Source organism: Pantoea sp. LS15 (assembly GCF_012241585.1).
GTDB lineage: Bacteria > Pseudomonadota > Gammaproteobacteria > Enterobacterales > Enterobacteriaceae > Enterobacter.
In genome coordinates this window covers 98170-112092 of record NZ_JAAVXA010000014.1, presented here as the reverse complement: position 1 = coordinate 112092, position 13923 = coordinate 98170, and the positions used below count along the sequence as shown (strand labels likewise).

Below are 13923 nucleotides of genomic sequence, written 5' to 3'. Positions count from 1 at the left end.
CTGACAAACGGTTAAATTTAGCATTAGCTGTTAATTTTTCTAACGGATGGGACAATGACTCGCAGCTATCTCCCGCTTAATTCGCTTCGTGCCTTCGAAGCAGCCGCAAGGCACCTTAGTTTTACTCATGCTGCAATAGAGCTGAATGTTACCCATTCTGCTATCAGCCAGCATGTTAAGACGCTGGAACAGCATCTGAACTGCCAGCTTTTTGTCCGTGTTTCGCGCGGGCTGATGCTGACGACAGAAGGTGAGAATTTGCTGCCAGTGCTTAACGATTCGTTCGATCGTATCGCGGGAATGCTGGATCGCTTCGCCAGCCATCGCGCCCAGGAGAAGCTCAAAATTGGTGTGGTAGGAACCTTCGCGACCGGTTTTTTATTCTCGCAGTTGGCTGATTTCCGCCGCTGCTCCCCGCATATCGATCTTCACCTTTCAACCCATAACAATCGCGTTGATCCGGCGGCTGAGGGGCTTGATTACACGATCCGCTATGGTGGCGGTGCATGGCACGGCACCGAAGCGCAGTTTCTTTGTCATGCGCCGCTGGCCCCGCTTTGCTCACCTGATATCGCCGCCGGTCTACATACTCCGGCCGACATTCTGAAATTTACCCTGCTGCGCTCCTACCGACGTGATGAGTGGTCGGCGTGGATGCAGGCGGCGGGGGAGCATCCCCCGTCACCTACGCATCGGGTGATGGTGTTTGATTCGTCTGTCACCATGCTGGAAGCTGCGCAGGCCGGTGTGGGAATTGCGATCGCTCCGGTCGATATGTTTACGCATTTACTCAACAGCGAGCGTATTGTGCAGCCGTTTGCCACACAGATTGATCTGGGTAGTTACTGGTTAACAAGACTACAGTCGAGAGCCGAAACCCCGGCAATGCGTGAGTTTGCGCAGTGGCTGGTGGGCAAAATGCAGAAATAAAAAGGCCCGCCGGAGGGCGGGCCAGAAGGGTCAGATGGTGACCACGGCAATCAGCGTTACCACGGTCAGAATGGTTGCCAGGCCGTAGAAGACCCATTTACCACTCGGGACATGGATTTTCAGGTCATGCATCGCATGGTGAATACGGTGCAGGCCACACCACAGCGGCAGGACGATCATCAGGAAGATAAATACGCGGCCGATAAAGCTGCCCGCAAACGCCAGTACGCGTTCGTAGCTCAGTGCATCGCCCGGGAACAGCCCCAGCGGCAGCATAATGCCGACCAGCAGGATAATCACCGGTGCGATGATGGCACTCCACATGCCGCCAGCGCCAAACAGCCCCCAGAAGACCGGCTCGTCAGAACGTTTTGGATTTGGATTGATCACAGTAGTCTCCTTACCAGAACAGTGCGACAAACAGAATGACCACAGTGACCAGAATCGTCACTGCCCAGAGCCCTTTAATCACCGGCTCTGGCCCCATTTTCTCGCCTTTTACGATAATGTTCGCTGCTTTTGGCGCCAGTTCAAACCAGGTTTTGGTATGAAGCAACGCGGCCGCGAGCACAATCAGGTTCAGGACAACAATGATCGGGTTTTGTAGAAAACCAACAAAGCTTGCCCAGGTTTCTGGACCATGCTTGAGGGCGAAAACACCGTACATCAGTTCAAGACTGAACCAGACCGCCGGCACCGCTGTGCCTTCACGCAGCATATAGAAGCGATAAAACGGCAGATTTTTCCACCAGGTGGACGGCACAGGCCGTACATAGGCTTTGCGTTTAGTCGTCATCATGCACTCCTTAGCGTGGTTTCAGGGTAGCGATAAGAAAGTCTTTCGAGCTTTCCACTTTACCCTGCTGAATAGCGGCGGCCGGGTCGACATGCTTCGGACAGACTTCGGAGCAGTAACCCACGAAAGTACAGCTCCAGACGCCGTTCTGGCTGTTAAGCTGCGCCATACGTTCTTTTTTACCGTGGTCGCGGCTGTCTTCGTTATAGCGGTGCGCCAGCGTAATGGCGGCTGGGCCGATGAATTCTGGGTTCAGGCCAAACTGCGGACATGCGGCGTAACACAGGCCACAGTTGATGCAGCCGGAGAACTGATGGTATTTCGCCATCTGGGCCGGTGTTTGGGTATTTGGACCCTGATCCGGCGTGCGCGGATTGCCGATGATGTAAGGCTTAATGGCTTCCAGACTTTCGATAAAGTGGGTCATATCGACCACCAGATCGCGCTCAATCGGGAAGTTGCCCAGCGCTTCAACCTTGATGCCCCTGGTGTAATCACGCAGGAAGGTTTTACAGGCCAGTTTCGGCACTTTGTTAACCATCATGCCGCAGGAGCCGCAGATGGCCATGCGGCAGGACCAGCGGTAGCTCAGGTCTGGTGCGAGGTTATCTTTGATATAGCCAAGCGCATCCAGCAGAGAGGTTTGCTCGTCATAGGGGACTTCATAGAAAGCGCTATGTGGTGCGGTGTCCACTTCCGGATTGTAGCGCACCACTTCAACTTTCAGTTTTTGCATCTCAGCCATTCGCCTTCTCCTTCTTCTCGGCGGCTTCTGCTTCTGCGCCGTACACGCGTTTAGCCGGTGGCAGCGTGGTGATTTTCACGTCGCTGTAGTCCAGACGCGTAGTGCCATCTGCATCGCGCCAGGCGAGAGTGTGTTTCAGGAAATTGACGTCGTCACGTTCGGTACAGCCTTCATCAAGACGCTGATGCGCCCCGCGTGACTCTTTACGCGCCAGCGCAGAGTGCGCCATACATTCTGCCACGTTCAGGCCGTGACCCAGCTCGATGGTATAGAGCAGGTCGGTGTTGAAGACGCTGGAGGTATCAGTAATGCGCACACGTTTGAAACGCTCCTGCAATTCCGCCAGCTTATCGACGGTTTTTTGCATCAGCTCAGGGGTACGGTAGATACCACAGCCTTCTTCCATCGACAGGCCCATTTCATCGCGGATCTTAGACCAGTTCTCGTTACCTTCCTGGTTCACCAGGTCTTTCAGGCGTTTTTCAACGTCAGTAACCTGAGCATCAAGCGCGGCACCGTTAGCTTCGCCCACTGTAGCCGCGCGTTCCATTGCGCGCTCGCCCGCCATGCGGCCAAAGACGACCAGCTCTGCCAGCGAGTTAGACCCCAGACGGTTTGCGCCGTGCAGGCCCACAGAGGAACACTCACCGACCGCGAACAGACCTTTGATACGGGTTTCGCACTGCTGGTCGGTTTCGATCCCGCCCATGGTGTAGTGCGCGGTTGGACGTACCGGAATCGGTTCTTTCACCGGATCAACACCGACGTAAGCTTTTGCCAGTTCGCAGATGAACGGCAGGCGTTCCAGCAGCTTCTTCTCACCCAGGTGACGCAGGTCGAGATAGACCACATCGCCGCGTGGCGTGGAGATGGTGTTGCCTTTGCGCCACTCGTGCCAGAAGGCCTGGGAGACTTTGTCGCGCGGACCGAGTTCCATGTATTTGTTTTTCGGCTCGCCAAGCGGGGTTTCCGGGCCCATGCCGTAATCCTGCAGATAGCGGTAGCCATTTTTGTTGACCAGAATACCGCCTTCACCACGGCAGCCTTCTGTCATCAGAATGCCGGAGCCTGGCAGACCGGTCGGGTGATACTGTACGAACTCCATATCGCGCAACGGCACACCGTGGCTGAGCGCCATGCCCATACCGTCACCGGTGACGATGCCGCCGTTGGTATTGTAGCGATACACGCGGCCCGCACCGCCCGTTGCCATCACCACCGCATTAGCGCGGATCTGGACGAGCGTGCCTTCCATCATGTTCATCGCCACCAGGCCGCGAGCCTGTCCGTCATCAACCAGAATGTCGAGGACGAAATGTTCATCAAAGCGCTGAATTTGTGGGAACTGAAGAGAGGTCTGGAACAGAGTGTGCAGCATGTGGAAGCCGGTCTTATCGGCGGCGAACCAGGTACGTTCGATTTTCATCCCGCCGAAGCGGCGAACGTTGACGCTGCCGTCCGGACGGCGACTCCACGGACATCCCCACTGTTCAAGCTGGGTCATCTCCGTAGGACAATGGTGCACAAAGTAGTCGACCACATCCTGTTCGCAAAGCCAGTCGCCCCCTGCAACCGTGTCGTGGAAATGGTATTCAAAGCTGTCATGATCCTGCGCGACGGCGGCGGACCCTCCTTCAGCTGCAACCGTATGGCTGCGCATTGGATAGACTTTTGAAATCAATGCGATTTTAGCGTTGGGATTAGCTTGTGCTGCAGCAATCGCAGCACGTAATCCAGCACCGCCAGCGCCAATTACGGCAAGATCGGCTTGAAAAGTTTGCACGACATTCCTCCAGATTTTTGTTATTTCGCAACGCGACAAACTAAAGGTAGTTCACCTGCCCAAAGGGACAATTGCGAAAGCGTTTCCACTGCTCCTTTATGGGTAAAACAGTATAACCGTGTAGATGTCAGGGAAATTTGACGTGTTCGATTTTTTTGCTGTTCTGTACGGTGATTTATCATCGTGGTTGATGAATTGCGTCACGTAATTGCGCACCTAAATGAAATGCGCGTTTTTACTGCGCAAAATTTGTCTCTGTCCCCGCTAACGAGTAGACTTCGTGCCCTTGTCTGAAATCGGAGAATTACCCATGAGCGAAACGGCCACCTGGCAGCCGAGCGCATCCATCCCAAATCTGTTAAAACGCGCTGCAATTATGACGGAGATCCGCCGTTTCTTTGCTGACCGCGGAGTCCTGGAGGTGGAAACGCCGTGCATGAGTCAGGCAACGGTAACCGATATTCATCTGGTCCCGTTTGAAACCCGTTTTGTTGGCCCGGGGCACTCTCAGGGCATGAATTTGTATCTGATGACCAGCCCGGAATACCACATGAAACGCCTGCTGGCGGCGGGATGTGGTCCGGTGTATCAGCTGTGCAGAAGCTTCCGTAATGAAGAGATGGGACGTCACCACAATCCGGAATTCACCATGCTGGAGTGGTATCGACCGCACTATGATATGTACCGCCTGATGAATGAGGTGGATGACCTGTTGCAGCAGGTGCTGGATTGCTCAGAAGCGGAAACTCTCTCCTATCAGCAGGCTTTCCAGCGCTATCTGGAAATCGATCCGTTGTCAGCAGACAAGGCTCAATTGCGCGAAGTGGCGGCAAAACTGGATCTCAGCAATGTGGCGGATACTGAAGAAGATCGCGACACGCTGCTGCAGTTGCTGTTCACTTTTGGTGTTGAACCGCAGATTGGCAAAGACCGTCCGGCGTTTGTTTATCACTTCCCGGCAAGCCAGGCGTCGCTGGCGCAGATCAGTACGGAAGATCATCGTGTGGCAGAGCGTTTTGAGGTCTATTACAAAGGTATTGAGCTGGCGAACGGTTTCCACGAATTGACCGACGCGCGCGAACAGCAGCAGCGCTTCGAGCAGGATAACCGCAAGCGTGCCGCGCGCGGTCTGCCGCAGCAGCCGATTGATACCAACCTGCTGGAGGCGTTAAAAGCGGGCCTGCCGGACTGCTCCGGTGTGGCGCTGGGTGTTGATCGTCTGGTGATGCTGGCGCTGGGTGCAGAACAGTTGGGCGATGTGATTGCGTTTACGGTCGATCGCGCCTGAAAAAATGCCGGGAGGCTCTGCGCTTGCCCGGCCTACGCCCCCTCTGGCAATTTTCCTTTCCATTTCCGTGTGACAATATTAAAAACTGCCATTTTCTCTATACACGGGTCTTTTTCTTAATTTGCTTCCTATAACCACAATGTTTATCTGGTCTTCTGCTACCATCCGCGCAGATTAATTTCCTTTGGATGGTTCTATGTCTCACTCACTCAAAAAGATGACCCTTACCGGGCTCATCCTGATGATTTTTACCTCCGTCTTTGGCTTTGCTAATAGCCCGTCGGCCTTTTACCTGATGGGTTACAGTGCGACGCCGTTCTATATCGTTTCAGCCCTGTTCTTCTTCATCCCATTCGCGCTGATGATGGCCGAAATGGGGTCGGCATACCGGAAAGAAGAAGGAGGGATCTACTCGTGGATGAATAACAGTATCGGCCCGCGCTACGCGTTTATTGGCACGTTTATGTGGTTTTCTTCTTACGTCGTCTGGATGGTCAGTACTGCGGCCAAAGTTTGGGTACCGTTCTCGACGTTTGTTTTCGGTAGCGATAAAACCCAGGTCTGGTCTCTGGCGGGCCTCAGTTCTACACAGGTGGTCGGGATTCTGGCTGTTTGCTGGATGGTGGTTGTGACGCTGGTCGCGTCTAAAGGCATCAATAAAATTGCCCGGATTACCGCCGTAGGCGGGATCGCAGTAATGTGTTTGAATCTGGTACTGCTGCTGGTCAGTATCGCTATTCTGTGCCTGAACGGCGGTCACTTTGCGCAGGAGGTGAACTTTGTTGCTTCGCCTAACCCAAGTTATCAGTCCGGCCTTGCGATGCTCTCTTTCGTGGTGTTCGCCATTTTCGCCTACGGGGGGATCGAGGCGGTAGGTGGTCTGGTCGACAAAACGGAGAACCCGGAAAAGAACTTCGCGAAAGGGATTATATTTGCTGCTATCGTCATCTCCATTGGTTATTCGCTGGCAATCTTCCTCTGGGGTGTCAGTACCAACTGGCAGCAGGTGTTGAGCAACAACACCACTAACCTTGGCAACATTACTTATGTGTTGATGAAAAGCCTGGGAATGACGCTGGGGCAGGCGATGAACCTGACACCGGAAGCGGCGGCGACAATGGGCGTCTGGTTTGCACGCATTACCGGCTTGTCAATGTTCCTCGCCTATACCGGCGCGTTCTTCACGCTGATCTACTCGCCATTGAAAGCGATAATCCAGGGCACGCCAAAAGCGCTGTGGCCAGCGCGTATGACGCAACTGAATACGGCGGGAATGCCTGCCAACGCGATGTGGATGCAATGTTTGTTGGTGTGCGTGTTCATTCTGCTGGTGTCGTTTGGCGGTGATACCGCGTCAGCGTTCTATAACAAGCTGACTCTGATGGCGAACGTGTCGATGACGCTGCCGTATCTGTTCCTGACGCTGGCGTTCCCGTTCTTCAAAGCGAAGCAGGATCTTGAACGTCCGTTTGTGATTTTTAAAACCCGCACATCAACGCTACTGGCGACGACAGTGGTCGTGCTGGTGGTGGCGTTCGCGAATATCTTCACTGTCATTCAGCCAGTGATTGAGGCGAATGACTGGAACAGCGCGCTGTGGATGGTTGGCGGCCCGATCTTCTTCTCTCTGCTGGCGATGGGGATTTATGAGAATTACCGCCGACGCTCAGTGGCGTACGTTACAGAAGCGGTGTAGCGGTTAAAGCGCCCCTCCCGAAAGAGAGGGGCGAAGATTTACAGGCTTCCCGCCGGGCGCTTACGTGCTGCCGACGTCAATGTTCTTCCCGTTTTACGTCCGTCCAGACTTTCCAGACGCATCTGGAACGGTGGGAACGGCATATCAATACCATGCTCGCGGAAGCCAGCCAGAATCAGCTGGTGGATCTCATGGCGCAGCGGCATACGGTGTCCCATTTCTGCAGCGTAAATACGCAGCTCGAAAATCTGAATCCCCTGCTGCAAATCGACCAGGAACACTTCCGGTGCCGGGGTATCGAGCACCAGTGTGCAGCGCTCGGCCGCGGTGTAGAGGATCTGTGTCACCTCTTCACTATTGGCATCCGACGGTGCCGGTAGTGTCAGCACCACACGTGTGACCGAGTCTGACAGCGACCAGTTGATGAACTGCTCGGTGATGAATGCCTTGTTCGGCACGATGATCTCTTTACGGTCCCAGTCGCTGATCGTTGTGGCGCGGGTATTGATCTTCGTTACGCTACCGGTCAGATCGCGGATCGTCACCGTATCGCCAATACGAATCGGTTTTTCGAACAGGATGATCAGGCCAGAAACAAAGTTAGCGAAAATCTCCTGCATGCCAAAGCCAAGCCCAAATGTCAGTGCCGCGACCAGCCACTGCAATTTAGACCACTCAATGCCGATCATTGAGAAACCGACCATCCCGCCAAAGAGCAGGATCAGATATTTAGTGATGGTGGTAATGGCGTAGCCCGTGCCGGGGGTTAAATCCAGATGTTGCAGCAGAGCCAGCTCCAGCAGCGCCGGGAAGTTACGTACCAGTTGGGTGGTGATGATCAACACCAGAATGGCAATCAACACAGCCCCTAAGGTTATAGGCTCCAGACTTTCCACGCCCTGAACTGTAGATGTCACGTCCCAGAGAGAGATGTTCTCCAGGAAGCCAAATGCGGAGTGAATTTCCGACCACAGCACGATCACCGACAGAAGAGCAATCAGCATCAGAATGGAGCGCACCAGACGCAGGGACTGGGTACTGATGGCATCCAGATCTAGCTCTACGTCGTCCGCTTCCGTCGTCCCTTCCGTACTGTTGACGTGGTTTGGCTCATCCTCACCGCGCGCACGCTGAGCGAGGATCTCTGCCCGGCGATGCTTGGCACGGTCGAAGGCCAGTCGGCGGCGCTGAATCAACATCCAGCGACGGATGACGTGATACACCACCAGAAGCAGGAACCAGATCGCCACCGAGGTTTCCAGTCGTGCCAGTAGCGCCTTCGAGGTCGCCAGGTAACCCACCGCCGCTGCCAGCATCGCAATCAGCGGAGCGCTCAGCAGCAGGTTCCAGAGCAGGCGGTTGAACATGTTGTCGCCGCTACCGGATTTATCAAGATAGAGCGGTATGCCGGCGCGTTTCAGGCTGAGCGTGACGATGGCCAGCGCCCCGCATATCAGCATAAAGCACAGGCGACCCAGTGAGCCTGAGAACTCCCGGTCGTTGAGATTATCGAACATAATCAGCGCCATAATGAGTGGCACAATCAGCCCGATGCTCATCAGGTAGTAACGCATGGCGCGTGCAACACGATTACGCGGCCAGCCAAAGTGGGCGATGAAAAGGCCATTTGGCCGCGCGAATGTGGCGCAAATCATCACGACCCACAGCAGTGGAACCGTCGCGGTGACGCCATCGCCTATCGCCACGGCGAGTGGATAGGGCCAGGCTTCCCGCAAGCCGTACCCCAGCGTCATCCACAATACCGGCAGGGGGGAGGCCACGAGAATCGACCAGAACACCGTGCGTAGCGTCAGCCAGAAGTGATCCTGGGTGACTTTGCCCACGCGGGAACTGGAACGCTCCAGAAAACGGGTAAAATGCCGGCGCGAATAGATGCTGAAACCCACCAGAATCAATGCGGCCAGGAGCGGGAAGATGGTCTCTTTGCTGGTGAGCATCATCACGCTGGCTTTTCCCAACTGGCTAAAGGTGTCCAGCGAAATCAGGCGGCGCAGATCCTGAACAATCTCAATTGGCCACGAGAAGGTCATCGGACGCACGTCGGAGGTCCAGAAGAGATAACGGTGTGTTGCCTCGTTCACCTCTTTCAGCGCATCTTCCAGCTGACTGTTGGACACTTTCAGCTTGGTAAGCTCGAGGATCAGCGTATCACCGCCCTGGAGCAGTGAGTTCAGTAGTTCACGCTGGGTGCGCAACTGGGCTTCAAGGATCCGGTTTTGCTCACTGCTCAGGGGTTGCCCGTCAGCCTGACGGATCTGGCGAATTTGCGGTTGTTTATTGAGAAGATCTTCAAAGTGCAGTCGTTGAACGCGTAGCTGGGCCATCTCGGTATCCAACTGCTGCGGCTTCGGCATTTCCGGCAGGCGTGCAACCTGAGCACGTAACGCCTCGCCCAGCAGGTTTGATGACCCAAGCCACTGAGACTGCTCGCGCAGAGTGTTGAGCGCCTGGCGGACCTGCAGGGTTTGGTTCGTCGCCTGCCGCTGTTGTGAAGCGACCAGGTCCATACGCTGTGCCTGTTGGTTCAGTGCCGCTGAAAGCTCACGGTTGACCTTGAACTGATCGACGATGCCGACAGGCAAGTTCGCGCTGTTTTCCGCCAGTAGCTCGGTACTTTCCAGTGCGCGTTCGGCTTCACGCTGACGCTGGCTGTTGAGCAGATTACGGAGTGCCTGCAAGTAAGCATCGAGCTGTTCGCTCTGCTTTTGTGCCAGCTCAGAGCGCATCCGCGACAGCTCCTGGCGGTTATTTGCCGAGAGTTGCGCCAGCTCCAGTTCATCGACCAGTGCTTTGAGTCTGGCTGATTCAGCCTGAAGCGACAGATTTTGCGCCTGGTTTTGCGGCGTGTTACCCGTTTGAGTACCGACGCGGCGCTCAACCTCGTTGAGCTGACGGCGGGCATCGGTTTGTTGTTGCGGAAGCTGGCTCAGCGAATCGGCGATTTCACGCGAACGTTCCTGCTCCTGCTGTGCCAGACGGCTCTTTTCCAGAAGCTGACTGCTAACCTGCAGAATCTCCTGATTCAGCGCGTCAGAGGTCATACCAGCAGGCACATCGCGCGGTTCATCGCGCAGATTGCTCAACTGGGTGCGTAGCGTTTGCGAAAGTTTGGGGAAATTGTCGATAACTTGCTGATATTGCTGAGCGCGCTCAAGGGAGCCTTTCCGCTCCTCAAGCGCATTCAGTGCGGACTGGAGCGACTCAACGGTCTCTGGCTGAGCGGGCTTTGCCGCTTTTGCCTGCTCCAGTTCCTGTGTTATCTGTTTTGCGTCGGGGGCTGTCGCTGCGTACGCCCCCATGCTGAGGCACCAGGCCATCAGTAGAACGATAATCGGGCGCACGTCAGCGATCCTTCTGTTATTAGCCTTCGTCTTGTTTGTCATCAACCAACGGGCTGGTGTTGTGCTCAGCGTTGATCTCTTCCTGTGACAGCGGAGCAGGTTCTGCATCTGGCGTCACGAAGGTTTCGGTAGAGACCGCCAGCGGCTGACCCAGTTTGGTGACTGACAAGCTTTCGAGCTGTTCCACCAGTTTCACTTTGCCCGGCGCAAACAGGTTGATAACGGTTGAGCCTAACTTAAAGCGCCCCATCTCCTGACCTTTCAGCAGGGCGACAGAGCCTTCTACTTCACCGGCAGGCCATGTCCAGCGTTTGATGACGCCTTCACGTGGCGGGGTGATGGTGCCTGCCCAGACGGTTTCAATGCTACCCACGATGGTTGCCCCCACCAGAATCTGCGCCATTGGGCCAAATTCAGTATCAAACAGGCAGATGACGCGTTCGTTACGGGCAAACAGGTTCGGTACGTTTTGCGCGGTCAGATGGTTCACAGAGAACAGATCTCCCGGGACGTAGATCATTTCACGCAGGATACCGTTGCACGGCATGTGCACGCGGTGATAGTCGCGCGGTGAGAGATACGTGGTGGCAAAAGTACCGTTGCGGAACAGGTCTGCCATCAGGTAGTTACCCGCCAGTAAGGCTTCCAGGCTGTAGTTATGGCCTTTCGCCTGCAGGATTTTGTCGTCTTCGATGTTACCTAACTGGCTAATCACGCCATCTGCAGGCATCACCAGCACGTTAGGATCGGTATCAACCGGACGAACCTCGTCGCGCAGTGGGCGCACGAAGAATTCGTTGAAGGTGCGATAGCTGGCGGTATCCGGCTTCTGCGCCTCTTTCATGTCGACCTTGTAATATTTTACGAAAAGGTCGATGACCAGTTTGGTCAGCCAGCCTGCTCGTTTGCTTGCGCCCCAGCCCGCCAGGCGAGTGAGCCACAGTTTTGGCAGAATGTATTGAAGCGAAAGTTTAAATGCGTTTAACAAGGTAGCCTCCAGGCCATTGTTTTGTCGTTCCTGATCCGGTGGCAAAGCACCGGAACCTGAAAAATGGGGGACGATTTTAGCGATGCTTAGCTTAGTTGTCAGTTATCAGAATCAGAAAAGTTTTTACGCGTTTTTACTTGATCCATGCTCTCAAGAATACGGTGGTAATTCTCGAAGCGAGTCTCCGCGATTTCACCGTTCTCGACCGCTTCACGGATAGCGCAACCCGGGTCGTTATCGTGTTTACAGTCGCGGTATTTGCAAGCGCCTAAATAATCATGGAATTCGACAAATCCGTTGAAGATTTGTTCCGGCTCGAGATGCCATAAACCGAATTCGCGCACCCCCGGAGAGTCGATCACATCGCCACCATGTGGGAAGTGATACAGGCGCGATGCGGTGGTAGTGTGTTGGCCCAGGCCCGAGACATCAGACACATCATTGGTGAGGATCTCCTGCTGGAGACCAAGCAGGTTATTCAGCAGGCTCGATTTACCCACGCCGGACTGACCCGCAAAGATGCTAATACGATCGGTGAGCGCCTCTTCCAGTGGTTTCAGGCCATCTTTGGTGTAGCTGGAGACCATCAGAACGCGGTATCCAATTTTGCGATAGATATCCATCTGTTCATTGACGAACGCCATCCCTTCGTCATCCAGCAGATCGATTTTGTTCAGCACGATAATCGGTTCAACCTGCAGCGTTTCGCAGGCGACGAGGTATCGGTCGATAATATTGAGTGAAAGTTCGGGCAAAATCGCCGAGACGATAACGATTTGGTTAATGTTGGCGGCAATCGGTTTCACGCCGTCGTAGAAATCAGGACGGGTTAACACAGAAGTGCGCTCATGAACCGCTTCAACGATACCTTTTACCGTAACGCCTTCCGCCGCCTCTTTACCTGGACGCCAGACGACCCGGTCACCGGTCACCAGAGAACGAATGGTCCGGCGGATGTTGCAGCGGTGGATCTCGCCATCGGCGGATTCCACATCGGCATGCATACCGAAACGGCTGATGACTACGCCTTCCGTTGGTTCGCCAAACAGGTTGTCGTCGTAATCGACCTTCTCCGAAGTGGTTTTAAGACGGCGCTGGTGATTGGCATTCACACGGCGCTGCTGCCCTTTGGAGAGTTTATTTTTACTCAATCGCGCTGGCTCCTGGTCGCCCGTAAGGGGCAAAACCTCTATGATACACTCTAATTAATACTAGTTAACCTGCTACTGCCGGTTATGCGAGAAGGGTGGAAAATAACATGAGCGCGGATGAAAACAACCTGATTTGGATCGATCTTGAAATGACCGGGCTGGATCCCGAGCGCGATCGCATCATTGAGATTGCAACCCTGGTGACCGATGCCAACCTGAATATTCTGGCGGAAGGGCCGACGATTGCGGTTCATCAATCTGATGAACAGCTTGCATTGATGGATGACTGGAACGTGCGTACCCATACCGGCAGCGGTCTGGTGGATCGCGTGAAGGCCAGTACTCAGGGCGACCGTGAGGCGGAGCTGGCGACGCTTGAATTCCTGAAACAGTGGGTTCCGGCAGGCAAATCGCCAATCTGTGGTAATAGCATCGGCCAGGATCGCCGCTTTCTGTTTAAGTACATGCCGGAGCTCGAGTCCTACTTCCACTACCGCTATCTGGATGTGAGCACCCTGAAAGAGCTGGCTCGTCGCTGGAAACCTGAAATCCTGGATGGCTTTAAAAAACAGGGGACGCACCAGGCAATGGACGATATTCGTGAGTCTGTTGCAGAGCTGGCGTACTACCGCGAAAACTTCATTAAGCTGTGATTTTGAGATCCGGCGCCTTGCGTGGCCGGGTTTTTGCCGTTAAATTGTGCAGCTTGCCGATTAAATAAGCATTTGAACTGAATTTCAAAAAAATCGCTTTCAGGGGGGTTGCAGCTAAAAGGATTTCTCGTATAATGCGCCTCCCGTAACGACAGAGAATTACACGTTACGACAGCAACAAAAGCAGTACAGATTTGCGGGAATAGCTCAGTTGGTAGAGCACGACCTTGCCAAGGTCGGGGTCGCGAGTTCGAGTCTCGTTTCCCGCTCCAAAATTTGAAAGTGCTTTTAAAGCATGCACCACCCAAGCGGGAATAGCTCAGTTGGTAGAGCACGACCTTGCCAAGGTCGGGGTCGCGAGTTCGAGTCTCGTTTCCCGCTCCAAAATTTGAAAGTGCTTCCACAGCACGGACCACCCAAGCGGGAATAGCTCAGTTGGTAGAGCACGACCTTGCCAAGGTCGGGGTCGCGAGTTCGAGTCTCGTTTCCCGCTCCAGATTCTTCTTCATCTCTAAATTATCCACAGCGAAA

At 54.5% G+C, this 13923-nt stretch carries 11 protein-coding genes and 3 tRNA genes; 7 read left to right on the top strand and 7 right to left on the bottom strand.

Going from position 1 to position 13923, the window contains the following annotated elements:
- Window positions 1-54: 54 nt before the first annotated feature.
- On the top strand, window positions 55-930 hold the full coding sequence (gene ampR, locus HED65_RS18390) for a LysR family transcriptional regulator AmpR (protein WP_114979656.1): 876 nt from the start codon (window positions 55-57) through the stop codon (window positions 928-930).
- 30 nt (window positions 931-960) lie between these two features.
- Here ampR and frdD read toward each other — a convergent pair whose 3' ends face one another.
- The 4 genes from frdD to frdA are packed head-to-tail and all read right to left on the bottom strand — an operon-like array spanning window position 961 to window position 4254.
- Window positions 961-1320, bottom strand: coding sequence for a fumarate reductase subunit FrdD (frdD, locus tag HED65_RS18385; RefSeq protein ID WP_013095272.1), 360 nt, complete (start codon window positions 1318-1320; stop codon window positions 961-963).
- A gap of 10 nt (window positions 1321-1330) precedes the next feature.
- Window positions 1331-1726 carry a fumarate reductase subunit FrdC gene (frdC, locus tag HED65_RS18380; RefSeq protein ID WP_028016425.1) on the bottom strand — a complete coding sequence of 132 codons (396 nt, stop codon included), beginning with the start codon at window positions 1724-1726 and terminating at the stop codon, window positions 1331-1333.
- 10 nt (window positions 1727-1736) lie between these two features.
- Complete coding sequence (gene frdB, locus HED65_RS18375; protein ID WP_114979655.1) at window positions 1737-2471, bottom strand: fumarate reductase iron-sulfur protein; 735 nt, start codon at window positions 2469-2471, stop codon at window positions 1737-1739.
- On the bottom strand, window positions 2464-4254 hold the full coding sequence (gene frdA / locus HED65_RS18370; protein WP_114979654.1) for a fumarate reductase (quinol) flavoprotein subunit: 1791 nt from the start codon (window positions 4252-4254) through the stop codon (window positions 2464-2466). The genes frdB and frdA overlap by 8 nt, the downstream gene beginning before the upstream one ends.
- A 310-nt stretch (window positions 4255-4564) precedes the next feature.
- Here frdA and epmA point away from each other — a divergent pair, with 310 nt between their 5' ends.
- Together epmA and yjeM are read left to right on the top strand one after the other, a co-directional pair.
- Window positions 4565-5542, top strand: coding sequence for an elongation factor P--(R)-beta-lysine ligase (epmA, locus tag HED65_RS18365; RefSeq protein ID WP_114979653.1), 978 nt, complete (start codon window positions 4565-4567; stop codon window positions 5540-5542).
- A 196-nt stretch (window positions 5543-5738) separates the two neighbouring features.
- Complete coding sequence (gene yjeM / locus HED65_RS18360) at window positions 5739-7238, top strand: glutamate/gamma-aminobutyrate family transporter YjeM (protein ID WP_114979652.1); 1500 nt, start codon at window positions 5739-5741, stop codon at window positions 7236-7238.
- 38 nt (window positions 7239-7276) lie between these two features.
- Here the strand turns inward: yjeM and mscM are convergent, their stop codons facing one another.
- The 3 genes from mscM to rsgA form a co-directional block, all read right to left on the bottom strand.
- On the bottom strand, window positions 7277-10600 hold the full coding sequence (gene mscM / locus HED65_RS18355; protein ID WP_114979651.1) for a miniconductance mechanosensitive channel MscM: 3324 nt from the start codon (window positions 10598-10600) through the stop codon (window positions 7277-7279).
- Between the two features lie 19 nt (window positions 10601-10619).
- Entirely contained in the window at window positions 10620-11588 is a 969-nt protein-coding gene (asd, locus tag HED65_RS18350) for an archaetidylserine decarboxylase (protein WP_114979650.1), read from the bottom strand.
- A gap of 98 nt (window positions 11589-11686) precedes the next feature.
- A complete protein-coding gene (rsgA, locus tag HED65_RS18345) occupies window positions 11687-12739 on the bottom strand; it encodes a small ribosomal subunit biogenesis GTPase RsgA (RefSeq protein WP_032666746.1) in 1053 nt (350 codons plus the stop codon).
- Between the two features lie 107 nt (window positions 12740-12846).
- Between rsgA and orn the strand changes: the two genes are divergently transcribed.
- From orn to HED65_RS18325, 4 genes are all read left to right on the top strand, one after another.
- On the top strand, window positions 12847-13392 hold the full coding sequence (gene orn, locus HED65_RS18340; protein ID WP_028016433.1) for an oligoribonuclease: 546 nt from the start codon (window positions 12847-12849) through the stop codon (window positions 13390-13392).
- Window positions 13393-13588: 196 nt separating this feature from the next.
- A tRNA-Gly gene (locus HED65_RS18335) sits at window positions 13589-13664 on the top strand.
- Window positions 13665-13700: 36 nt separating this feature from the next.
- A tRNA-Gly gene (locus tag HED65_RS18330) sits at window positions 13701-13776 on the top strand.
- A gap of 36 nt (window positions 13777-13812) precedes the next feature.
- Window positions 13813-13888 (top strand) — tRNA-Gly (locus tag HED65_RS18325).
- Window positions 13889-13923 lie beyond the last annotated feature (35 nt).